The sequence below is a fragment of the Profundibacter sp. genome, assembly GCF_965277155.1.
In the GTDB taxonomy this organism is placed as follows: Bacteria; Pseudomonadota; Alphaproteobacteria; order Rhodobacterales; family Rhodobacteraceae; genus Profundibacter.
Genome location: NZ_CBDIBV010000010.1, coordinates 88,331 through 110,478, shown reverse-complemented (window position 1 = coordinate 110,478; position 22,148 = coordinate 88,331). Strand labels below are relative to the sequence as shown.

18 protein-coding genes and 2 pseudogenes are annotated in these 22,148 nt (G+C 58.7%); 11 read left to right on the top strand and 9 right to left on the bottom strand.

Features of this window, described 5'->3' with window-relative positions; translation table 11 throughout:
- Positions 1-23: 23 nt before the first annotated feature.
- A complete protein-coding gene (locus tag ACQY4M_RS08400; protein ID WP_428543122.1) occupies positions 24-974 on the top strand; it encodes a hypothetical protein in 951 nt (316 codons plus the stop codon).
- Positions 946-3,078, top strand: a complete 2,133-nt coding sequence (gene scpA, locus ACQY4M_RS08395; protein WP_428543120.1) for a methylmalonyl-CoA mutase — start codon at positions 946-948, stop codon at positions 3,076-3,078. The genes ACQY4M_RS08400 and scpA overlap by 29 nt, the downstream gene beginning before the upstream one ends.
- On the opposite strand, the gene nhaA is transcribed toward scpA, so the two are convergent.
- The gene (gene nhaA / locus ACQY4M_RS08390; RefSeq protein ID WP_428543118.1) at positions 3,075-4,256 is read right to left on the bottom strand and encodes a Na+/H+ antiporter NhaA; all 1,182 of its coding nucleotides are present in this window, start codon (positions 4,254-4,256) and stop codon (positions 3,075-3,077) included. The genes scpA and nhaA overlap by 4 nt on opposite strands.
- Before the next feature lie 123 nt (positions 4,257-4,379).
- On the opposite strand from nhaA, the gene ACQY4M_RS08385 reads away from it, so the two are divergent.
- The 4 genes from ACQY4M_RS08385 to ACQY4M_RS08370 all read left to right on the top strand — a co-directional run bounded on the left by ACQY4M_RS08385 (position 4,380) and on the right by ACQY4M_RS08370 (position 7,152).
- Positions 4,380-4,991: a VOC family protein gene (locus ACQY4M_RS08385; RefSeq protein WP_428543116.1), complete on the top strand. Its 612-nt coding sequence runs from the start codon at positions 4,380-4,382 to the stop codon at positions 4,989-4,991.
- 76 nt (positions 4,992-5,067) lie between these two features.
- Positions 5,068-5,748 carry a TerB family tellurite resistance protein gene (locus tag ACQY4M_RS08380; protein ID WP_428543114.1) on the top strand — a complete coding sequence of 227 codons (681 nt, stop codon included), beginning with the start codon at positions 5,068-5,070 and terminating at the stop codon, positions 5,746-5,748.
- The gene (locus ACQY4M_RS08375) at positions 5,748-6,773 is read left to right on the top strand and encodes an endonuclease/exonuclease/phosphatase family protein (RefSeq protein ID WP_428543112.1); all 1,026 of its coding nucleotides are present in this window, start codon (positions 5,748-5,750) and stop codon (positions 6,771-6,773) included. Before ACQY4M_RS08380 ends, ACQY4M_RS08375 begins: the two co-directional genes overlap by 1 nt.
- Positions 6,774-6,810: 37 nt before the next feature.
- Positions 6,811-7,152 (top strand): hypothetical protein, encoded by a 342-nt coding sequence (locus ACQY4M_RS08370; RefSeq protein ID WP_428543110.1) that lies wholly within the window; start codon positions 6,811-6,813, stop codon positions 7,150-7,152.
- Positions 7,153-7,193: 41 nt separating this feature from the next.
- Here the strand turns inward: ACQY4M_RS08370 and ACQY4M_RS08365 are convergent, their stop codons facing one another.
- The 7 genes and pseudogenes from ACQY4M_RS08365 to ACQY4M_RS08335 form a co-directional block, all read right to left on the bottom strand.
- Positions 7,194-8,060 carry an alpha/beta hydrolase family protein gene (locus ACQY4M_RS08365; protein ID WP_428543108.1) on the bottom strand — a complete coding sequence of 289 codons (867 nt, stop codon included), beginning with the start codon at positions 8,058-8,060 and terminating at the stop codon, positions 7,194-7,196.
- Complete coding sequence (locus ACQY4M_RS08360; protein WP_428543106.1) at positions 8,057-9,589, bottom strand: Ppx/GppA family phosphatase; 1,533 nt, start codon at positions 9,587-9,589, stop codon at positions 8,057-8,059. The genes ACQY4M_RS08365 and ACQY4M_RS08360 overlap by 4 nt, the downstream gene beginning before the upstream one ends.
- 52 nt (positions 9,590-9,641) lie before the next feature.
- Positions 9,642-11,816 (bottom strand): RNA degradosome polyphosphate kinase, encoded by a 2,175-nt coding sequence (locus ACQY4M_RS08355; RefSeq protein WP_428543104.1) that lies wholly within the window; start codon positions 11,814-11,816, stop codon positions 9,642-9,644.
- Positions 11,817-11,864: 48 nt separating this feature from the next.
- Positions 11,865-12,536: a chromosomal replication initiator DnaA gene (locus tag ACQY4M_RS08350; protein ID WP_428543102.1), complete on the bottom strand. Its 672-nt coding sequence runs from the start codon at positions 12,534-12,536 to the stop codon at positions 11,865-11,867.
- Positions 12,537-12,539: 3 nt separating this feature from the next.
- Positions 12,540-12,998, bottom strand: a pseudogene (locus ACQY4M_RS08345) (AI-2E family transporter); the annotation flags it as partial.
- Positions 12,999-13,136: 138 nt separating this feature from the next.
- Positions 13,137-14,180 carry an IS5 family transposase gene (locus ACQY4M_RS08340; RefSeq protein WP_428539227.1) on the bottom strand — a complete coding sequence of 348 codons (1,044 nt, stop codon included), beginning with the start codon at positions 14,178-14,180 and terminating at the stop codon, positions 13,137-13,139.
- 86 nt (positions 14,181-14,266) lie between these two features.
- A pseudogene (locus tag ACQY4M_RS08335) lies at positions 14,267-14,932 on the bottom strand (AI-2E family transporter); the annotation flags it as partial.
- 143 nt (positions 14,933-15,075) lie between these two features.
- Here ACQY4M_RS08335 and proS point away from each other — a divergent pair.
- From proS to ACQY4M_RS08310, 5 genes are all read left to right on the top strand, one after another.
- Positions 15,076-16,413 carry a proline--tRNA ligase gene (gene proS, locus ACQY4M_RS08330; RefSeq protein WP_428544449.1) on the top strand — a complete coding sequence of 446 codons (1,338 nt, stop codon included), beginning with the start codon at positions 15,076-15,078 and terminating at the stop codon, positions 16,411-16,413.
- A 103-nt stretch (positions 16,414-16,516) separates the two neighbouring features.
- Entirely contained in the window at positions 16,517-17,008 is a 492-nt protein-coding gene (locus ACQY4M_RS08325; protein WP_428543100.1) for a DUF2937 family protein, read from the top strand.
- An 89-nt stretch (positions 17,009-17,097) separates the two neighbouring features.
- Positions 17,098-18,387 (top strand): lipoprotein-releasing ABC transporter permease subunit, encoded by a 1,290-nt coding sequence (locus ACQY4M_RS08320; protein WP_428543098.1) that lies wholly within the window; start codon positions 17,098-17,100, stop codon positions 18,385-18,387.
- Positions 18,380-19,057: an ABC transporter ATP-binding protein gene (locus ACQY4M_RS08315; protein WP_428543096.1), complete on the top strand. Its 678-nt coding sequence runs from the start codon at positions 18,380-18,382 to the stop codon at positions 19,055-19,057. The genes ACQY4M_RS08320 and ACQY4M_RS08315 overlap by 8 nt, the downstream gene beginning before the upstream one ends.
- Entirely contained in the window at positions 19,054-19,842 is a 789-nt protein-coding gene (locus tag ACQY4M_RS08310) for a DUF1194 domain-containing protein (protein WP_428543094.1), read from the top strand. Before ACQY4M_RS08315 ends, ACQY4M_RS08310 begins: the two co-directional genes overlap by 4 nt.
- Before the next feature lie 319 nt (positions 19,843-20,161).
- On the opposite strand, the gene parE is transcribed toward ACQY4M_RS08310, so the two are convergent.
- On the bottom strand, positions 20,162-22,126 hold the full coding sequence (gene parE / locus ACQY4M_RS08305) for a DNA topoisomerase IV subunit B (RefSeq protein ID WP_428543092.1): 1,965 nt from the start codon (positions 22,124-22,126) through the stop codon (positions 20,162-20,164).
- Between the last annotated feature and the right edge of the window lie 22 nt (positions 22,127-22,148).

The window sequence follows — 22,148 nt, the reverse complement described above, 5'->3', positions numbered from 1 at the left end:
TTATTGGCGGAGTTTCGCGGCTTATGGATGTTATCCTGCATATCGGTGCCCACCGCACCGGCACCACCACGTTTCAGACCTATCTTGAGGAAAATCGGGATCATCTGAACGACATCGGCACCGAATTCTGGGGGCCGAACCGCACGCGCGCGGGCCTGTTTTCCGGGCTGGTGAAACATCCGGACAAAGTAAACCGCGATGCGCGGCGGCGGGGTGCGCGCGCGAACGGGTTGATCCGGATGGAGCTGGACCGGCTGGATCAAGTCGGATTGACCTCGCTGGTGGTGAGCGAGGAAAATATGATCGGCTCGATGTGGGATAACCTGTCGGTTGCACGGCTATACGGGGATGCGCAGGCGCGGCTGGACCGGTTTGCCTCGGGTTTCGGGTTTCACTGCAAACGGGTGGCGATCTCGATCCGTTCTTATGATAAATACTGGGCCTCGGTGCTGGCATTTATGGTACAAAGGGGCTGGAAGGTGCCGGATGACGGGCTGTTGGACCGGCTGGTCACTCAGTCGCGCCGCTGGCAGAATGTGATCCGCGATGTGGCGGCGGTGTTTCCGGCGGCGGAACTGGTGGTCTGGCCGTTCGAGGGGTTTGTGGGTCAGTCCGATCAGCAATTGGCGATGATCAACAATGGACGCGTGCCGGTGATGATGCGCGGGCGGCGGGACTGGCATAACGCTTCGCCTAGCTGTGCCAAAATCCGCAAGGTGTTTCTGGATCGTGGGAACAGCACGGCGGCGGATCAATTGCCGGATGACTATTCACGCTGGCAGCCGTTTAACGCGGACCATATCGCGGCGTTTCAGGCCCAGTATGACGAAGATATTGCCTGGCTGCGCGGGGGCGCGGACGGGCTGGCGACATATGTGGAAAATACAGACAGCGGACCAGCAGGGATACATCTGCGGCCGTGGGAAATGGAAAGAGGACATTCCAATGACCAACAAGAAAGAAGCATGGGCTAAGCGCGCCCAAAAAGAGCTGCGCGGGCGGCCGCTGGAGGATCTGACGTGGCACACGCCCGAAGGCATTGATGTGGAGCCGGTCTATACCGAGGACGACACAGCCGGGCTGGACCATATGGGCAGCATGCCCGGCGAGGTGCCGTTCACCCGTGGGCCACGCTCCACCATGTATACCGGGCGCCCCTGGACCATCCGGCAATACGCCGGATTTTCCACCGCCGAGGAAAGCAATGCGTTTTACCGCAAGGCGTTGGATGCGGGGCAACAGGGGGTTTCGGTTGCCTTTGATCTGGCCACGCACCGCGGATATGATTCCGATCACCCGCGCGTGGTGGGGGATGTGGGCAAGGCCGGTGTGGCAATTGATAGTGTCGAGGATATGAAAATCCTGTTTGACGGCATCCCGCTGGACAAGGTTTCGGTTTCGATGACCATGAACGGCGCGGTGATCCCTGTGCTGGCGTCTTTCATTGTGGCGGGCGAAGAACAGGGCGTGGACCGCGCGGCCTTGTCGGGCACCATCCAGAACGATGTTCTAAAAGAATTCATGGTGCGCAACACCTATATCTATCCGCCCGAACCCAGCATGCGGATCGTTTCTGACATTATTGAATACACCTCGAACAACATGCCGCGTTTCAATTCGATCTCGATTTCCGGCTACCACATGCAAGAGGCAGGCGCGAACCTTGTGCAGGAGCTGGCGTTTACACTGGCCGACGGGCGCGAATATGTCCGCGCGGCACTGGATCGTGGCATGGATGTGGATGCCTTCGCGGGGCGCTTGTCGTTCTTTTTCGCCATCGGTATGAACTTTTTCATGGAAGCCGCCAAGCTGCGCGCCGCGCGCTTCCTGTGGCACAAGATCATGTCGGAATTCAATCCGAAGAGCGAAAAATCCCTGATGTTGCGCACCCATTGCCAGACATCTGGCGTTTCGTTGCAGGAACAGGACCCCTACAACAATATCGTGCGCACCGCTTACGAGGCGATGAGCGCGGTGCTGGGCGGCACTCAGTCACTGCATACGAACTCCTTTGATGAAGCCATTGCTTTGCCAACGGATTTTTCATCCCGCATTGCCCGCAATACCCAGTTGATCCTGCAAAACGAAACCGGCGTGACCAAGGTGGTCGACCCGTTGGCAGGGTCTTACTACGTTGAAAAACTGACCGCCGATCTGGCGGATGAAGCCTGGAAAATCATTGAAGAGGTCGATGCGATGGGCGGCATGACCAAGGCGGTGGCCTCGGGCATGCCCAAATTGCGGATCGAGGAAGCGGCGGCGCGCAGGCAAGCGGCGGTGGATCGTGGTGACGAGGTGATTGTCGGTGTGAACAAATTCCGTCTGGACAAAGAAGATCCGATCGACATTCTGGATGTCGACAACGTGGCGGTGCGCGAAAGCCAGGTGGAACGCCTGAAACAAATCCGCAGCACGCGCGATCAGGCGGCCTGTGATGCCGCGCTTTTGGCGCTGGAGCAGGCCGCAGCATCGGGGCAGGGCAACCTGCTGGAAATTGCGATTGACGCGGCACGGGCGCGGGCAACAGTGGGGGAAATCAGCATGGCGATGGAAAAAACATTCGGACGGCACCGCGCCGAGGTGAAAACACTGGCCGGTGTCTATGGCGCGGCTTACGAGGGTGACGAAGGCTTTGCGTTGATCCAGAAATCGGTCGAGGAATTTGCCGAGGCTGAGGGTCGCCGCCCGCGTATGCTGGTGGTCAAGATGGGGCAGGACGGACACGACCGCGGGGCCAAGGTGATTGCCACGGCATTCGCCGACATCGGCTTTGACGTGGATGTTGGCCCGCTGTTCCAGACCCCGGAAGAGGCGGCGCAGGATGCGGTCGATAATGACGTGCATGTGGTCGGGATTTCGTCACAGGCGGCGGGGCATAAAACGCTGGCGCCCAAGCTGGTGCAGGCGCTCAAAGATGCCGGTGCCGACGACATCATCGTCATCTGTGGCGGGGTTATTCCGCAGCAGGATTACCAGTTCCTGTATGACGCCGGCGTCAAGGCGATCTTTGGCCCCGGGACAAACATCCCCGAGGCCGCGCAGGACATCCTGCAGATTTTGCGTGAAGCAAAGGGTTAGCTTTGTGCGGGTGCCTCTTTCGGTGCCCGCATAAACCGCAGCACGCTATAGCCCAGCACAGCCGATACCAATGATCCGGCCAGCACCCCAAGGCGCACCTGGTTCATCAGCGCCGGATCGCTAAAACTGAGCGAGCCGATAAACAGCGACATGGTGAACCCGATCCCTGCCAGACAGGCCACGCCGTAGATATGGCCCCAGTTTGCCCCGCTGGGCAGTCGGGCAAAGCCGAACTTCACCATCAGATACACTGCGCCCAGAACACCCGCCTGTTTGCCCAGAAACAGCCCCAGCGAGATGCCCAGCGGCAACGGTGCCAACAAGTCGGCAGGTGTCAGCCCTTGCAACACAACACCCGCATTGGCAAAGGCAAAGATCGGCACGATCAGATACAGCACATAGGGGGCCAGCCCGTGTTCCAGCGCGTGCAGGGGGGATTTGCCAAATTTGTCTTTCATCGGGATGAAAAAGGCGGTCAGAACCCCCGCCACAGTCGCATGAACGCCGGATTTCAGCACCAGAACCCACAGGATCACGCCCAGCAACAGCATCGGTGCTACGCGGTGGGTGCCCTGCCGGTTCAGCCAGAACATTGCGGCCAGTGGGATCAGTGCCATCAGTAGATAGTCGATCTTCAGCTCTGCGGTGTAGAACAGCGCGATGATCAGGATCGCGGCCAGATCGTCCAGAATGGCCAGCGTCAGCAGGAAAATCTTCAGCGACGCAGGCGCGCGTTTACCGACCATCGCCAGAATTCCCAGTGCAAAGGCAATATCTGTGGCTGCCGGAATGGCCCAGCCACCGATGGTATCGGGTTGACCCCAGTTCAGTCCGGCGTAAATCAGCGCCGGAATAGCAATGCCCCCCAGTGCGGCAACCCCCGGCAACAGCACATCGCGCGGGTTTTTCAGCTTGCCTTCCAGCAGCTCGCGTTTCAGTTCCAGCCCGATCAGAAAGAAAAACACCGCCATCAACCCGTCATTGATCCACAGGATCAACGGCTTGGATAGCCCGACATCATTCAGGGTGATTTTCAGGTAAGATCCCAGCGCGGCCTCGTAATACGGCCCGAAAGCGGAATTGGCGACGACCATCGCCATTACAGCCGACAGCATCAGTAATATGCCCCCCGCTGCGTCATGTTTGAAGAAGCGGTCGAAAGCACGAAGAAGGGGCATGGTGGTCCTTATATAAGAAAAATAGTCAGGTTTGAAAATAGATAGGCGTTGCTACCCGCTTTTCAATAGACGCAATTGCGAATTTATGATGGTGTTCCGGTGGATTTCAAAGAAAGGGCGGAAATGTTTGAACTGGACCATATCGCGGTTGCGGCCGATACGCTGGACGAGGGTGTTGCGGCGGTCGAACAGGCCTTGGGCGTGTCCCTGTCGGGCGGCGGGGAACACCCGTTGATGGGCACGCATAACCGGCTGTTGGGACTGGGGGATGTGTATCTCGAGGTGATCTCGATCAATCCTGACGCGCCTGCGCCGGATCATCCGCGCTGGTTTGATCTGGACCATTTCACCGGCGCACCGCATCTGACCAACTGGATTTGCCGCTGTGATAATCTGGAAGCGGCGATTGCCGCCAGCCCCGACGGGGTGGGGGTGCCGGTGGCCCTGTCGCGCGGGGATCTGCGCTGGCGGATGGCGGTTCCGGCGGACGGGAAGCTGCCGTTTGACAATGCCTATCCGGCGTTGATTCAGTGGCAAGGGGCGCTGCATCCGGCGGATTTGCTGCCTGATGCCGGGTGTCGGTTGCGCAAGCTCGAGGTGGCGCATCCTAAGGCCGATGTATTGCAGCAGGCGTTGGGCGGGCTTGCCGACACAAGGGTGGCGATTACAGAAGGGGCGTGCGTGGCATACCGCGCAGAAATCGAAACACCGCACGGAATTCGGGTTTTGGAATAGTCCCGCGTCATTCTTTTACACCAAACTATGAAATACATGACCTGACAGTCCCGAAAATACCCGCTATCCTGCCAATATGTCATTATGGACCCGCATAGCCGATGCCCTGTCCGCCCTCGCCAGTGGCGAAGGGCTGTCCGAGGTATTCGAGCGCCTGCGCACCCCGCCTGAGCAAACCGTGGGTTTCACCATCGCCGTAATCGCGCTGGGCGCGAAGATGGCCAAGGCCGACGGGCAGGTGACGCGCGACGAGGTCACGGCCTTTCGCAAGGTTTTCACCATTCCGCCGCAAGAGGAAAAGAACGCCGCACGGATTTTCAATCTGGCACGGCAGGATGTGGCGGGGTTCGAGGAATACGCCCGCCGGATCAAGCGCATGTTCGGAGATCGGTGCGAGCCGCTGCGCGATCTGATGGAGGGGCTGTTTTTCATTGCGATGGCTGATGGTGAATATCACCCGAAAGAGGATGATTTTCTGGACCGCGTGCGCCGGATTTTTGGCATCGAGGAACGCGAATTCCGCACCATGCGGGCGATGTTTGTTGCTGATGCCTTGCCCGACCCTTATGCGGTCTTAGATGTCTCGCCCGAGGCCTCTTTTGAGGAAATCCACGCCGCCTATAAGCGGCTGGTGCGCGAAACCCACCCTGACCGCATGAAGGCCCGCGGTGTGCCCTGCGAGGCTGTGAAACTGGCCGAGGCCCGATTACGTCAGATCAACAATGCATGGGAAGAAATCCAGAAAGCACCGGTGTGATGCGTATTGCCACCTATAATGTGGAATGGTTTGATTCGCTGTTTGGCAAGGATGGCCAGCCCTTGCTGGACGGGGAATGGTCACGCAGGCATGATGTGACAAGGGTGCAGCAACTGGAAGCCGTAGCCAAGGTGTTTACCGCGATGGATGCGGATGCGGTGATGGTGATCGAAGCCCCTGACGGCAGCCATCGGCGCGATGGCGTGCGGGCGTTGGAGAATTTCGCCAAGCATTTCGGGCTGCGCACCCGCAAGGCGCTGATCGGGTTCCAGAATGATACCCAGCAGGAAATAGCACTGCTCTATGATCCTGACGTGATGTCTGCACGGCATGACCCGAAGGGCGAACAGACGGGCAAGAAAGGCTCGTTCAATTCACCGCGTTTTGACAGTGTGTTTCGCCGCGATCTGGATGTGGATGCCACGCCGGAACTGATCACTTTTTCCAAACCGCCACTAGAGGTGGCCGCGAAAACAAAATCGGGCAACCGGTTTCGCATGATCGGCGTGCATATCAAATCCAAAGCCCCCCATGGCGCACGCGGGGCTGTCGAGGTGATGCGCAAGGCGATTGAAAACCGTCGCAAGCAGATGGCGCAATGTATCTGGTTACGCCAGCGGGTCGAGGAACATCTGGACGCCGGTGAATCCGTGATGGTGCTGGGCGATTTCAACGATGGCCCCGGTCTGGATGAATATGAAAAGCTGTTTGGCCGATCCAGCGTGGAAATCGTGCTGGGCGAGGACGGGCATGAATCGCTGTTCGATCCGCATGCTGAAATGATCCTGTCGCGCAAACTGGGGGCGAAACCGGCGACATCGCGGTTTTATATCAAACATGAAAATCGCTATCTGTCAGTGCTGCTGGATTACATCATGGTATCGGCTGATCTGAACGCCAAACAGCCCCGTTGGCGCATATGGCATCCGTTCGAGGATCCCGAATGTTACCACATGCCGGAATTGCGCGAGGCCCTGTTGACGGCCTCGGACCATTTTCCGGTGACGATTGATATTGACCTGTGACCTTACAAAAATGCGCCGGATGCCTTATATATGAGGTATGAAACAGATAGCTGCCATAACAATCGCTGCCTGTCTGGCCCTGTCGCCCGCTTATGCGGAAAACTCTGACGAGGGCGGGATGGATGAAGGCCTGAGCCTGATGGAACAGGGCGCCAGGATGCTTTTGCGCGGCCTGGCAACCGAGATGGAACCGGCATTGAAAGACCTGAAAGGGTTGGCCGAGGAAATGGGGCCGGGTTTGGCCGAGCTTCAGGGGCTGATCGGGGATTTCACCAATTACCACGCGCCCGAGGTGCTGCCCAATGGCGATATCATCATCCGCCGCAAGACTCCGCTAGAGATCGAGAAACCGCTGGAAGAAGGCGAGATCGAACTGTAGGGGCGGCTGTTTTCTTTTTAAAGAAAACAGGATGAAATCTTTCAAAGATTTCGGGGCATTGCGTGATCCAGAAAGGACAGTAATTCAGCGCTGTGTTGCTCGATCTTCTCCACTGAATCATGATCGCCATCAGGGATCAGCAGGATTTCGGCCTTGTGGTCCTTGCAGTTGTCGGCAATTGCCTGCAAATCCTTTACCGGAATGGTTCTATCCGCCTCCCCGTGCACCAACAGCACCGGGCAGGTTATTTTGCATCGGGTGTTGATCGGGGCGATGTCGTCAAAGCGGTGCCCAATGATCCGCTCCACATAACGTAAAACCAATGCGATCAGCCATTTGGGCAGGTGCAGGCTTTGCAAATAGCGCTGCATCAGCCATTCGGGATGGGCAAAGCTGGCAATCGAGATCACCGCGTCCATATCGTGCCGCCTTGACGCCACCAGCAATGTGGCCGCCGCCCCAACGGAATGCCCCAGCAGTGCAATTTTGCCAGTTTCGGGTTGCTGTTTCAGCCAGTCCAACCCGCTTTCGATGTCCTCGGCAAAGGTGGGCATGGAGGATGGCCCACCGCTGTCGCTGGAGCCGTGATTGCGGGCATCCAGCAGCAAGGCGTTGTAACCGGCCCTGCACAGGGGCACGGCGACGGGCAGGATCACCTCGGCATTCACACCCCAGCCGTGCATGATCAGGATGGTGGGGGTGGCCGGTTTGTCAGAGGCCAGAATATGCCAGCCAAACAGGTTCGCACCGTTCTTGCCGGGGATATTGACAGTCCGGAAATTCAGTCCGTAATCGGCGGGGTCACCGGTTTCTTTGATGCGGGGCGCACGGAATCCATAACGCACGGCAAAGCCGAACAGCAGAACAGTGATTGCGATAATGGCAAGGATTATGAGGGTTGTATTCACCGCAGTTTCTTGATCTCGACCTTGGCCCCAAGGGCTGCGGCCAGTGACATGAAACGCGCCTCGGCCACTTCGCCAAACAGCCCGCGACCGGTTTCATCAAGGCGCAATTCCAGCAGCTTTTTCTTGGGGAAATAGCGCAGGTTTGCCATTTCATCCAGATTGTCCACTGTCAGCATCGCCCCGAACCGCATGGCTTTGCCCACCACCTCGGCATCCACCGCGTCCTTTTGCGTCAGCAATTCCACCATCGGTTCAAACCGCGTGCCTTCACGGCTGTTTTTGTAACGGTGCAGCAGGGCCAGCCCCAGAAACACCCGTTCGCGGTGGCGCAGACCGCCCAGATTGGCGCGGGTGGCGTTGTCAAAACAGACCTCGGCGCGGTAATCGGGGTGGGCGCGCCATGTCACATCATGCAGCAGGCAGGCGGCAAGGATCAGGCGTTTGCGCTCACCGGGTGCGGATTTGAACAGTGGCAGGATGAAATCATACAACTGTTTGCCAAAACCGGGCCAGCGGGCGTCTTTGCTTTCGGCAAAGCGGCAGGCCTCGATCAGCGGGTCGCGGTCGCGCAGTTTTTGCGGCATTTGCTCATACAACATGCCTTCGCGGATGCCGTAGCTGGAGATGGCGATTTCCTTGGGCTTGAATTTGCGCACCACACGTTTGAGCACTTCGCAAGCAACCGGCACCAGAACCATCCGCGCCTGTGACGTGCCGGTCAGGGCGCGCAATTCGTCCAGATCGTGGTCATTGATCCATTTTACCGTTTCCATCACCGATTTTGGTGTCATCCGGTATTCGTGCAGCACGGTCAGCGGGTATCCACGGCGCAACATGTCGATCCGCGCAATCGCCCGCCATGAGCCGCCAACCAGAAACAGCCGCTTGCCCTCGACCGGTATCTGGCTGTGCAGATCGTCCAGAATACCGCTGATATGATTTTTCAGCCCCTTCTTGCCGCCCTTGACATTGGACAGTTTCAGCGGACCTAGTGGCGAGGTTAGCCGCCGCCCCACGCGCCCCTCGGCGACTTCGGCCAGTTCCATGGACGAACCCCCAATGTCGCAAACCAGCCCATGCGCCGTGGGCCAGCCCAACAGCACACCCTGGGCCGACAGGCGTGCTTCTTCCTCGCCATCAATCACATAGATGTTCAGGCCCGTTTCACGCAGCACTTCTTCGCAGAAATCCGCGCCATCACTGGCCTCGCGCACCGCAGCGGTGGCGACAGCGGTTAGTGGCGGGATGTTCATACCCACGGCCAGCAATTGAAAGCGCCGGATCGCGGCCAGCGCCCGTTCGCGCCCCTTGGGGTTCAGGTGGCCGGCTTCGGGCAGGCCTGCGCCAAGGGCACACATGATCTTTTCGTTGTAAAAATAGGCGGGGCTTCGGGCGGCACCGTCAAATACCACCAACCGGACCGAGTTTGACCCCACATCAACCACCCCGACCCGCGATAGGGCGCGGGTGGACGGGTCGTCAAACAGCGGACGACCAAAGGGGCCCCAGTCTTCGGTTGCGTAGTCCACTGATTCATCCCCCCGTTGTTCATCCGCAGTTTGCAGCGGGCAGGAGGGGGCGTCAATCTTTGGTGTGGGTCAGTTCCGGCACATCGGCTGCACCGGCCTTGCCACGCCCAGACAAAGACGGGTTTTCCATAAAGAAACGGTGGCAATTGAACGGATGCGCGTTGGGTGCGGTTTTTGGGCGCAGGTAGCGGCCATCGGGCCCCAGAACCCAGCTCTGGGCCTCGTCTGCCAGATTGGCGGCCATGATCTGGCTCATGATCTGGGCCTTGACCGTGGCGTTCGTGGCCTCGACCAGCGTTTCAACGCGGCGTTTCAGGTTGCGGCCCATCCAGTCGGCTGAAGAAATATAAACACGGGCCTTTTTGGCGGGCAGGCCATGGCCGTTGCCAAAGCAGACAATGCGCGAATGTTCCAGAAAACGGCCAACGATGGATTTGACGCGGATATTGTCGGACAGCCCTTTGATGCCGGGGCGCAGGCAACAGATGCCACGAATAACAAGGCTGATTTTTACACCGGCCTGCGAGGCGGCATAAAGCGCGTCGATCACGTCGGGATCAACCAGAGAATTCATCTTGGCCCAGATTTCGGCAGGCTTGCCTTCGGCGGCGAATTCCGCTTCGCGATTGATGCTGTCGATCAGGGTTTCCTTCAGGTTCAGCGGGGAAATGGCAAGGTTTTCCAGCCCGTCGGGCTGGGCGTAACCGGACAGATAGTTGAACACTTTGGTTGCGTCCCGCCCAAGGGCGGCGTTGCAGGTGAACAGCGACAGGTCGGTGTAGATCCGCGCGGTGATCGGGTGGTAATTGCCGGTGCCAAAGTGGCTGTAGGTGACCAGTTTATCCCCCTCGCGGCGCACAACGACGCTGATTTTGGCGTGGGTTTTGTAGTTGATAAACCCGTAAACCACATGCGCACCGGCGCGTTCCAGACGGCGCGACTGGCGGATGTTGGCGGCTTCGTCAAAGCGGGCCTTCAGCTCGACCAGTGCGGTCACGGATTTGCCAGCTTCGGCGGCTTCGCACAGGGCGGCGACGATGGGAGAGTCGCGCGAGGTGCGGTAAAACGTCTGTTTGATCGCCACTACATCGGGATCACGCGCGGCCTGTTCAAGGAACCGCACCACCATGTCGAAGGTTTCATAAGGGTGGTGCAGCAGCATATCCTTTTGCCGGATCGCGGCAAACATATCACCGTCAAAATCCAGCACCCGTTCGGGGACCCGCGGGGTGAAGTTGGGCCACAGCAGGTCGGGGCGGGCATCGGTGACAAGTTCGGACAGATCGGTCAGGCCCAGCATGCCGTCGATCTCGACCACCTCGTCATCCTCGACGTGCAATTCGCGGGTGATCAGGCGCCGCAGGCCCGGCGGGGCATTGGTGGACAGTTTCATGCGCACCACATCGCCACGGCGGCGGCGTTTTAACGCCACCTCGAATTCGCGCACCAGATCTTCGGCCTCGTCCTCGACTTCCAGGTCGCTGTTGCGCAGCACACGGAAGGCACAGTGGCCTTTGGTTTGATACCCGGGGAACAGCGCGCCAAGGTGCAGCAATAGCAGTTCTTCCAGTGGCAGATAACGCAGTGTGGTGCCATCGGATGGCAGGGCAATGAAACGATCAATCTGGTGCGGGATCGGCAAAAGCGCCTGAAGGGGGCGTTTGCTGGTCAGGCTCTCCAGTTTCAGGGCCAGCGCGAAACCTTCGTTCGGAATGAAGGGGAAGGGGTGTGCAGGGTCAATCGCCAGCGGCGACAGGACGGGGAACACCTGTGTCAGAAAGAAATCCCCGGCGAATTTCTTGTCTGCTTCGCTCAAGGTTTCGGCGTCCAGCAGCAGGATATCTTCGCGTTCCATCAGGATGCGCAATTCGTTCCAGACGCGCTGTTGTTCCTGCAGCAATTCACGGGCATCGGCATTGATCAACACCAGTTGCTGGGCAGGGCTTAACCCGTCGGCGGCAGGCGTGGTATTGCCCGCGTCGGCCAGTTCCTGCAGGCCCGCCACGCGGACGGTAAAAAATTCGTCCAGATTGGTGGCCGAGATTGACAGGAACCGCAGCCGTTCCAGCAATGGCACGCGGGGGTTCTCGGCCTCTTCCAGCACACGCCAGTTGAACGCCAGCCATGACAATTCGCGGTTAAAGAACCGTTTGGGTCCGGCCCAGTCATCGGCGGGCAGGGTTTTGGCGGCGTCAAAGGGTGCTTTCAGGAAATCAGCATGGGTCATATCTGGGCCAGAATGTAAGGGAGTATACTGGCCCCAGTATGGCGTATTTCAGGGGGAATTGTCCAGCACCGTTGCCGCCAGTTTGCGGGTGATGGGCTTGCCTTTGCTTAAGGCGGATTTATCCAATGCGGCAACCAGCTGTCCAGCGGCATCGAACGAGCGGTCCATGCGTTTGATCAGATAGGCGATCAGGTCCGGTTGCACCGCAATCTGGCGATCCGAAAACAGTTTCACCAGCACCGCAGACAACAGTGCATCATCCGGTGCGGGCAGGGTGGTGATGGTGGTTGCGCTCATCCGGCTTTGCAGATCGGGCAGGGTCAGACCCCAGTGGTTCGGGGCAGTATCGGCGGTCAGCAACAGCGGGGTGCCGTGGGTCTGCGCCAGATTGTGTAGATGGAACAGCGCCTCCTGGGCGGGCATGTCGGTGGCAATTTCGCGGATGTCCTCAATGGCAATCGGGGCGTCAACCAGCGCGGGGATGTCGGCATCGGGCAGCGCCCGCGCGGGCAGAACCGTTGCGCGGGTATCCGTGGCCCAGACCTGCACCAGATGGGTTTTACCCGCCCCCTTGGGGCCGATCAGCGCCAGTTTGTGGTTGGGCCACGCGGGCCAGTTTTCCAGCATCTGCACCGCCAGCGCATTGACGGGCGAGACAAAGAAATCGTCACGCCCCAGCGCCGTTTTGGCGGGCAGGTCGAATGTCATCTGTTCGGCCATGGGTCAGGTTTCTTCGGTCTTTGGCAACTCGCCGATAGCAGGTTCGCCCTCGGCCTGACCTGCAATTCCCTGATACAGCCGCCCCTGTTTGTACTGCTCGATTGCAAAGCGGACGATCACGCCGATGCTGGCCGCCACCGGCACGGCCACCAGCATCCCGACAAAGCCGAACAGGGAGCCGAAGACAGACAATGCGAACATCAGCCAGACGGGATGCAGGCCTACACTGTTGCCCACCAGTTTCGGGGTGATCACGTTGCCTTCCAGTGCCTGACCCAGCATGAACACGCCCGCCACCAGCCCCAGCGAAACCCAGTCGCCCCAGAACTGGAACAGACCCAGCCCGATCGCCAGCGCCCCGCCGATCAGCGCCCCGACATAGGGGATAAAGGTGATCAAGCCGGCAAAGGCCCCCACCAACAGGCCGAACTGCAATCCTACTAACATTAGGGAACCTCTGTAAATTCCCGTTTTCGCCTTCTTCGCGGCGGGGTGGACGGTTTTTCGCCTGTCCCGCCTGATTGCTTCGGATCATAAACCCATTTTCACCGGTTTCAAGCCGGTTTTGGGTATTTCAGGCACACCTCACCCCATGAACCCTTATCCCGGCGCCGCCAGGCCGCATTCGAACTGGACGAAGCGCTTCATGTTGTAGACCAGGTTCATCATCCCGATGCGAAATCGCGCCCGCTTCAGGCCGATGGAGCGGATCAGCTTGCCGCCCATGGAGCGCTCCTGAAAAGCGAATACATGCTCGACCCGGACCCGCACTTTCGAGCGCCTCCGGTTGGCCTTTTGCTGGCGCTCGCCAAGCGGCTTGCCGCGCCTGCCCTTGTGATGGATATGGCTGTGAAGCCCCCGCTCTTCCAGCTCGCTTTCGATCTTTTGCGAGCGATAGGCGCTGTCGGCCCACAGGTCCGATGAGGTGTTGCTCGCATCAATCAGACCGGCAAGCGCCTGGCTGTCATGCACGGCGGCATCGGTGACATCATAAGCGCGGATGAATTTGTGCCGCCGGTCGACATTGATGTGGTTCTTGTAGCCGTAATAGCTCTTGCCGTGCTTCTTCGTCCAGCGCGCATCCACGTCCTTCTGGCGCTTCTTGTGGGGTTTTTCCTCCCACTCTTCAGGCGTTTCGCCCGCCTTGATTTTCTCGTTCTCGTCCCTTTTGTTGTGCTGGCGCGGCGCCGGAACGATGCTCGCATCAACAATCTGCCCGCCCATCGCCAGATAGCCCTTTTCGCGCAGAAAGGCATCGAACTTGTCAAACAGCTCCTTCATCTTCCCGGCCCCGGCCAGCCTTTCACGGTAGGCCCAGATGGTCTTGGCGTCAGGTACGCTGTCTTCAATGCCAAGGCCGAGAAACCGCATGAACGACAGGCGGTCGCGGATCTGATACTCGATCTGATCGTCAGAGAGGTTGTAGAGCTGCTGCAAAACCATCGTCTTGAATATCAGCACCTCATCCCAAGGCGGGCGGCCAGCGTTGGATTTGCGCTGTTCGGGCGGCGTGCGCCATATGGCCTTCAGCTCGTCCCGGTAATCCTCGAACGGCACCATGTCGTTGAGCAACACCAGCGGATCACCAGATTTGTCCAGTCCCGCGTATCGGCTGGAAAGATCAAAAAATCCCATCTGACCCATGACAAAACCCCGTCGGTCGAATCATTTTCATCCTGATGACGATTCTACCCCGTCAGGCCGGATTTTGGGGGATTTTTAGAGGTTCCCATTAGACCGATGGCATAAAATGTTCCCATCGTCAGGCAAACCGTGCCTTGGCCGCGAATGAAAGAGGCCAGCGTCTGGTCAATCTCGCGGGCCAGTTTGCGGATTACCGGCGCATGGTCCCGTGGCAGCAGGGCGTCGATCTTGGCAACCATTCTGTCCCAGTCCATCAGCATGTAAAACGCCACGACAGGCACGATCACCATCAAGACGATGATATTGATCAGGCTCATTGCCGAAGACAGAATTCCGTTCACCAATTGCCCCCCCTTGGCCTGTATAGTCTCGCCCAGCCCTTCAAGCGAATGGCGCAGGGTGGAATCGGCATCCATTAGGGACGGAAAGCGTTCGGTCAGGAAATTCTTTAGTTTCGAGAAAATCTCGGGGGCGGAATTGATCAGCGCGATGGTTTGTTCCACCAGCAGCGGTATGATCAACAGCGCAAGCAGGGTGAATATGATCACCCCGAAAAAAGTAATGACGACAGTGGCCAGAACCCGTGAAAGGCCCATCTTTTCCAGCCGGTCAGCAACCGGATCAAGGAAATAGGCAATCGCCCCGCCCAGCACGAAGGGCAGGATCACATCGCCCAGATACCACAGCACGACCAGAAACACCGCTGCGGCGATGCTCCAGTATTTTGTTTGTTGCTGTGCGGGTAGCGCCATGAAATGTCCCTAACAATACGGTTCCCTAACACATCGCCCATGCGGGCGCAGGTTTCAAGGGGCGTTGAAACGGCTCTTGTCTGTTGCGCGCTGCTATCCTAAACCCCTTGGCAACCCGAATTCCTATGCCCAAAGGTGACCAAATGCGATTGTCGCGCTATTTTCTATCCGTTCTGAAAGAAACCCCTGCCGAGGCGCAGATCGTCTCGCACCGCTATATGCTGCGCGCCGGTATGATCAAACAGGCCAGCGCCGGGATCTATTCCTGGCTGCCGATGGGGTTCAAGGTGCTGAAAAAGATCGAGAACATCGTGCACGAGGAACAGCAGCGCGCGGGTCACATCCCGATGCTGATGCCCACCCTGCAATCGGCCGACCTGTGGCGCGAAAGCGGGCGCTATGATGGCTATGGCGAAGAAATGCTGCGTATGAAGGACCGGCACGGGCGCGATATGCTCTATAGCCCTACAGCCGAGGAAATGTTCACCGATGTGTTCCGCTCCTATGTGAAAAGCTACAAGGACCTGCCGCTGACCCTTTACCAGATCCAGTGGAAATTCCGCGATGAAATCCGCCCCCGTTTCGGGGTGATGCGGGGCCGCGAATTTTTCATGAAGGACGGCTACAATTTCGATCTGACCAAAGAGGACGCGTTGCACGCCTATAACCGCCATCTGGTCAGCTATCTGCGCACTTACGAGCGGATGGGCCTGCAAGCCATTCCGATGCGGGCGGATTCCGGCCCGATTGGTGGCGATTACACCCATGAATTCCTGGTGCTGGCCGAAACCGGCGAAAGCGAGGTGTTTTATGACAGCAAAGTCACCGATATTTCGCTGGGCAAACGCGACATTGATTTTGATAATGTGGCGCAATGTCAGGCGGTGATGGATGAATTCACATCCCTTTACGCCCGCACCGACGAAACCCATGTCGAAGCCGAGTTCAACGAGGTGCCCGAGGATCGCCGCCGCGTGGCCCGTGGCATCGAGGTTGGGCAAATCTTCTATTTCGGCACCACCTATTCCGACAAAATGGGCGCGACCGTGGTAAATGATCAGGGCGACCATGTGCCGGTGCATATGGGCAGCCACGGCATTGGCGTGTCCCGCCTGCTGGGCGCGATTATCGAGGCATCGCACGACGACAAGGGTATCATCTGGCCCGAAGGGGTGACGCCGTTCCATTGTGGTATCGTCAACCTGCGCCAAGGGGACGTGGCCGCGGATGCGGCTTGTGAAAGCCTCTATTCCGCGCTGACCACTGCCGGGCTTGAGCCGCTATATGACGATCGGAATGAACGGGCAGGCGGCAAATTTGCCACCATGGACCTGATCGGCCTGCCATGGCGCATCACTGTTGGCCCGCGCGGGTTGAAAAACGGTGTGGTGGAACTGACCAGCCGCAAAACCGGCGAAAGCGTGGAAATGCCGCCGGAACAGGCGGTTGCCAAAGTGGTCGAGATTTACGCCACCCTGTAGGGCGGGGTTCACCCCGCCACCGCTGCGGAAAATGGCAGATGCTTTTCGCCCCTGCCATTTCCTGCTATACTGCCCGCAAAACAAAAAGCAGTAGGCAGGCAAAATGATACGAACGCTGACCATGGTGGGCGGCATCGCAGGCGCGGTGGCGCTGTCGCAATTTCCCGAATTCTCGCAGCAATACATGCAGCGCATGTCCGGCGCGGTGGACGAATTGCGCGGGGTGGTGGTGGCATTCGATCTGACCGCCACCGCCAGCGGGCTGACCCGTCAAGAGGCGCTGAACCGGATGCAGGGCGACGATTTTCAGGAGGGGCTGCGCGATACGATTGAAACCTCGATCAGGCGTTACGAGCGTCTGTCAAGCAACCTGACCGCCCTGCGTAATGCAACCCCACTGGAACGGCTGGGGCAGTTCTATCGCTTTTCCGATACCGATCTGGCACAACGCACCTGGGACGATTTCAAGCCCGCCGTGCCGGTCACCACTGACGGGTTTATCGCCGCCGGCATCGGCTTTCTGGCCGGTTGGCTGGGGCTTGGTCTGCTGTTCGGTGGCTTGCGGCGGTTCACGCGCCGCCTTATCCCCGCATAATCACGCCCATTTGCCCATTCCCCGCTTGACCATCCGCGCGCATCCCCCCAGACTCCGCGCCAAAGCAACATAAGAAGCGAGCAGAGACCTTGGCCGGAAAAACCGCCCCGTTTTCAAAATTCGAATGGATGATCGCCTGGCGCTACCTGCGCGCCAAACGCGCCGAAGGCGGCGTGAGCATAATGACATGGATTTCCCTGATCGGCATCACGCTGGCCGTGGCCGCGCAGATTATCACATTGGCCGTGCGGGCCGGTTTTCGGGCCGAATTTGTCGATACTATTCTGGGTGCCAACGCCCATGTGACGGTGTTCAATTCGATCGCAGTGGATGACACCGGCCACACCAGCCGCGTGATGGCGGATTACAAGGAAAAGGCTGAACGCATCCGCCAGATCCCCGGCGTCACCCGCGTTGCCCCGCTGATCAAGGGGCAGGTGATGGCGAACAACCGGCAATATAACACCGGTGCGCAAGTGTTCGGCATCAGCCTTGAGGACTTAAAGGGAATTCCGCGGATTGCCTCGGGCAAAGACCAGATTGGTGACATTGAACAATTCAAAGGCGAAACTGTCGCCATCGGCAAGGGGATCGCCAACACGCTGGGCCTTGGGGTCGGCGATAAGATCAAACTGATTTCCCCCAACGGCACCAAAACCGCGTTCGGGGTCAGCCCCCGTGTAAAGGTTTACAGGGTCGTCTATATATTCTCGGTTGGTCGTTACGACATCGATGGCATCCGCATCTACATGCCGTTTTCCGAGGCACAGAGTTTCTTTAATCGCGAAGGCGTGGCGGATGAATTGGAAGTGATGGTTAAGGAGCCTGAAAAAGTGGACGACATGGCGCTGGACCTGTTGCGCGCTGGCGGAGACCGCACGGTACTATGGACATGGCGCGACGCATCCGGCGCCTTCCTGCGGGCACTGACGGTCGAGGATAACGTGATGTTCGTGCTGATGTCGGTGCTGGTGCTGATCGCCGCGATGAACATCATTTCCGGCCTTGTGATGCTGGTGAAAAACAAGGGCCGCGATATCGGAATTTTGCGCACCATGGGCCTGACCGAAGGCTCGGTTCTGCGGGTGTTTTTCATCTGCGGTGCGCTGACCGGATTGCTGGGCACGCTGTTCGGTGTGATCCTGGGCTGCCTGTTCGCGCTGTATTTCGACCCAATACTGGCCTTTGTCAGCGGGGCCTCGGGCGGGCAGGTCTGGGATGCTTCGGTGCGGGGCATCTATAAGCTGCCCGCGTTGTTACAGTTCAAGGATGTGATGTCGGCCATCGCGCTATCATTGGGCCTGTCGTTTATCGTCACCATTTTCCCGGCGCGGCGCGCCGCACGGATGAACCCGGTGGAGGCCTTACGTTATGAGTAAGCCAATGCTGGACCTGCGCGGGATTGTGAAAACCTATAATCACGGTAAACCAAATGAAATCAACGTTCTGCGGGGTGCTGATCTAACGGTGGATCAGGGCGAAGTGGTGGCGCTGGTGGCCCCTTCGGGCGCTGGTAAATCCACCCTGCTGCACATCGCCGGTCTGCTGGATACGCCCGATCAGGGGCAGGTGCTGATCAACGGGCAGGACATGAGCGGCAAATCGGATCGCAAACGCACCGCCGTGCGCCGTGACGAGGTTGGCTTTATCTATCAATTCCACCACCTGCTGCCGGAATTCTCGGCGCTGGAAAACATCGTTTTGCCGCAACTGGCCAACGGCGTTTCGCAAAAGCAGGCCGAAGGTAGGGCGTTGGAGTTGCTGGGAAATGTCGGTGTGGCGGAACGGGCGGATCACCGGCCGGCGGCAATGTCGGGCGGCGAGCAACAGCGGGTGGCGTTTTGCCGTGCGCTGGCCAACGAACCGCTGGTTCTGCTGGCGGACGAGCCAACGGGGAACCTTGACCCCGCGACCTCGGATCAGGTGTTCGCCGCCCTGATGGGATTGGCGCGGGACACCGGCCTGTCGGCGCTGATCGCCACACATAATATGGAGCTGGCAGCGCGGATGGATCGGGTCGTGCGGATGGAGAACGGGGTGCTGGTGTGAGGGCTGCCCTTGCCCTGATTTGCCTGTTTTTTGGCCAAATCACCGCTGCCCAACCCGTCGAAGTCGATGTAAAAATCGTGATTTCTGTGGATGCGTCGGGGTCGGTTGATCCAACCGAATTTCGCCTGCAAATCGGCGGAATTGTGAATGCGATGCGTGACCAAAACGTGCAAAGGGCCGTGCGGGCAGGGCCGAAGGGCAGGGTGCTGGCGGCGGTGCTGATCTGGTCGGATGCGGCCTATCCGAAATACCCGACCGCGTGGTTCGAGCTGTGGCCGGAGGGATCGTTCGAAGCCTTCGCAACCGAGATCGAGAAATTCACAATATCGGCCCCCGGTGTGCCCGCGATTGGTGGCGGCGGAACCAACATTGGCGATGGATTACTCTATGCAATCAATATGTTAGGCGATAATCCCGTGCCTGCCAGCCGTTTGGTGATTGACGTTTCGGGGGACGGGCCGGAATCCAAACCCTGGGTCAAAGGGGCGGTGGAATTGCCACAGGCGCGGGCGCTGGCGACGGCCAAGGGGATCACGGTCAACGGGTTGGCGATTGAAACCGACATCGCCGGGTTGCATCTGTGGTACGAGGCAAATTTGATCACTGGGGCGGGCAGTTTTGTGGAAAAAGCGGCGGATTTTCAGGACTACCAACAGGCGATTATCAAAAAGCTGCTGCGTGAATTGTCGGGCCAACCGTTTACGCGCAACGGGCCGTTACGGGGTCAGCAGATGGGGCAGCACATAGGGGATGGTCGCGCCCATCAGGAATCCGCCAAGGGCTGACAACAGGATCACCGGTTTGGCGGCGCGGGCGTCCATACCGATTGCGCGGCAGATCAGGCCGGTGAGAAGGGCGATCAGGGCTGCGATTGGGATACCGGTTAGGAACATTGGGGGGCTTTCTGATGGAAATTAGAATCCAAAGCTCTATCACATAGAACCTGTCATTTTGCAAAAATGACAGCGCCCGACCTCCCCATGGAGGGCGCTTTTGCTATGTTGCGTCTAGAGGGTAGGATTAGGCGGATGATAGGGAGCAGAATGCAAAACTCAGGGCATCCTGCGCCCACCAGGTCGGGCGCTGCCATTTTTGCAAAATGCCTCAAACATCCAACTCCTCCACAAACTGCGCGTTCTCCTGAATATACTGGAACCGCATCTCGGGCTTTTTGCCCATCAGGCGTTCCACCAGATCTGCGGTTTGGCCGGGCAGGTCTTCTTCCACTGTCACAAGGATCAGTTTGCGGCTTTCGGGGTTCATGGTGGTGTCTTTCAGGTCTTTGGCATCCATTTCGCCCAAGCCCTTGAAGCGTTGCAAATCGATTTTGCCTTTGCCGCCCAGACCTTGTTCCAGCATCCGGTCCTTTTCGGTGTCATCGGCCACATAGATGCGCTTGGCCCCCTGGGTCAGCCGGTACAGCGGCGGGCAGGCCAGATACAGGTGGCCCGCGTCAATCATCGGGCGCATCTGGGTGAAAAAGAACGTCATCAACAGGGCGGCGATATGGGCGCCGTCCACGTCCGCATCGGTCATGATGATCACTTTTTCATAACGCAGATCGTCAAGGTTGAACCGGCTGCCAAGGCCAACCCCAAGCGCCTGTGCCAGATCGTTGATTTCGGCGTTGGTGCCTATTTTGCTGGACGCAGCACCCAGCACGTTCAGGATTTTACCACGCAGGGGCAGCAGGGCTTGGGTTTTACGATTGCGGGCCATTTTGGCGGAACCACCCGCAGAATCCCCTTCCACGATGAACAGTTCGGTGCCTTCGCGCGAGTTGTTGGAACAATCGGTCAGCTTGCCGGGCAGGCGCAGCTTTTTGGTGGCCGATTTACGCTGCGTTTCCTTTTCGGCGCGGCGTTTCAGCCGTTCTTCGGCCCGCAGCACAAGGTAGTCGAGGATCGCACCGGCGGATTTGGTGTCGGAGGCCAGCCAGTGGTCGAAATGGTCGCGCACCGCGTTTTCAACCATTTTCTGCGCGGTTTCGTTAGACAGCCGGTCTTTGGTCTGGCCCACAAAGGAGGGTTCGGCAATGAATATCGACACCAGCGCACAGCCGCCTGTGGTCAGGTCATCGCGGTTGATGTTGCTGGCCTTTTTGTTGCCCACCAGTTCGCCATAGGCGCGGATGCCTTTCAACAGGGCGGACCAGAAACCGCCCTCGTGGGTGCCGCCCTCGCGGGTGGGGACCGTGTTGCAATAGCTGTTGATGAAACCGTCGCGTGACGGGGTCCAGTTGATGGCCCATTCGACCGAGCCGGGTTCACCGAATTTTTCGCGAAAATCGACTTTGCCGGCAAAGGGGGCGTCGGCATAGGTGGCAGCGCTGCCCAGAACTTCGCCCAGATATTCCGCCAGCCCGCCGGGGTAGTGGAATGTTGCTTCTTGCGGCATGTCGCCATCGGCAATGGCCGATTTCCAGCGGATTTCGACGCCGGAAAACAGGAAGGCCTTGGATTGCACCAATTCATGCAGGCGGGCGGGTTTGAAGTGGAGTTTTCCGAAAATTTCGGGGTCGGGGTGGAAGGTGACTGTGGTGCCGCGCCGGTTGGGGGCTGCGCCGATTTCGGCCAAGGGGGCTAAGGGAAGTCCGCGTGAAAATTCCTGACGATACAGGGTGCGGTTTCGGGCAACCTCGACCACCATGGAGTCGGACAGGGCATTCACAACCGAGGAGCCAACACCGTTCAGACCGCCGGATGTTGCATAGTTTTCGCCCGAGAATTTGCCGCCTGCGTGCAGGGTGCAGAGGATCACCTCGAGCGCGGATTTGTCGGGGAATTTGGGGTGTGGATCAACGGGGATGCCACGGCCGTTGTCGCGGATGGTGACGGAGTAATCCTCGTGCAGCTCGACCTCGATGCGGTTCGCGTGTCCGGCGACGGCTTCGTCCATCGAATTGTCCAGAACCTCGGCCACCAGGTGGTGCAGCGCGCGGCTGTCGGTGCCGCCGATATACATGCCGGGCCGTTTGCGCACGGGTTCCAGCCCCTCGAGCACTTCGATCGAGGAGGCGTCGTAATTTTTCTCCGGCTCGTTGCCGGAAAGGAGGTCGTCTGCGGGCATTTGGCTGCTCTTTATTGGTTTT

What these genes read in the sequence shown, in the direction of transcription:
- nhaA (WP_428543118.1), bottom strand. Translation starts at nt 4,256, where the DNA reads ATGCCCCTTCTTCGTGCTTTCGACCGCTTCTTCAAACATGACGCAGCG.
- ACQY4M_RS08380 (WP_428543114.1), top strand. Translation starts at nt 5,068, where the DNA reads ATGTCATTATGGACCCGCATAGCCGATGCCCTGTCCGCCCTCGCCAGT.
- ACQY4M_RS08355 (WP_428543104.1), bottom strand. Translation starts at nt 11,816, where the DNA reads ATGACCCATGCTGATTTCCTGAAAGCACCCTTTGACGCCGCCAAAACC.
- ACQY4M_RS08340 (WP_428539227.1), bottom strand. Translation starts at nt 14,180, where the DNA reads ATGGGTCAGATGGGATTTTTTGATCTTTCCAGCCGATACGCGGGACTG.
- ACQY4M_RS08325 (WP_428543100.1), top strand. Translation starts at nt 16,517, where the DNA reads ATGATACGAACGCTGACCATGGTGGGCGGCATCGCAGGCGCGGTGGCG.
- ACQY4M_RS08375 (WP_428543112.1), top strand. Translation starts at nt 5,748, where the DNA reads ATGCGTATTGCCACCTATAATGTGGAATGGTTTGATTCGCTGTTTGGC.
- proS (WP_428544449.1), top strand. Translation starts at nt 15,076, where the DNA reads ATGCGATTGTCGCGCTATTTTCTATCCGTTCTGAAAGAAACCCCTGCC.
- ACQY4M_RS08400 (WP_428543122.1), top strand. Translation starts at nt 24, where the DNA reads ATGGATGTTATCCTGCATATCGGTGCCCACCGCACCGGCACCACCACG.
- ACQY4M_RS08315 (WP_428543096.1), top strand. Translation starts at nt 18,380, where the DNA reads ATGAGTAAGCCAATGCTGGACCTGCGCGGGATTGTGAAAACCTATAAT.
- ACQY4M_RS08350 (WP_428543102.1), bottom strand. Translation starts at nt 12,536, where the DNA reads ATGGCCGAACAGATGACATTCGACCTGCCCGCCAAAACGGCGCTGGGG.
- parE (WP_428543092.1), bottom strand. Translation starts at nt 22,126, where the DNA reads ATGCCCGCAGACGACCTCCTTTCCGGCAACGAGCCGGAGAAAAATTAC.
- scpA (WP_428543120.1), top strand. Translation starts at nt 946, where the DNA reads ATGACCAACAAGAAAGAAGCATGGGCTAAGCGCGCCCAAAAAGAGCTG.
- ACQY4M_RS08370 (WP_428543110.1), top strand. Translation starts at nt 6,811, where the DNA reads ATGAAACAGATAGCTGCCATAACAATCGCTGCCTGTCTGGCCCTGTCG.
- ACQY4M_RS08385 (WP_428543116.1), top strand. Translation starts at nt 4,380, where the DNA reads ATGTTTGAACTGGACCATATCGCGGTTGCGGCCGATACGCTGGACGAG.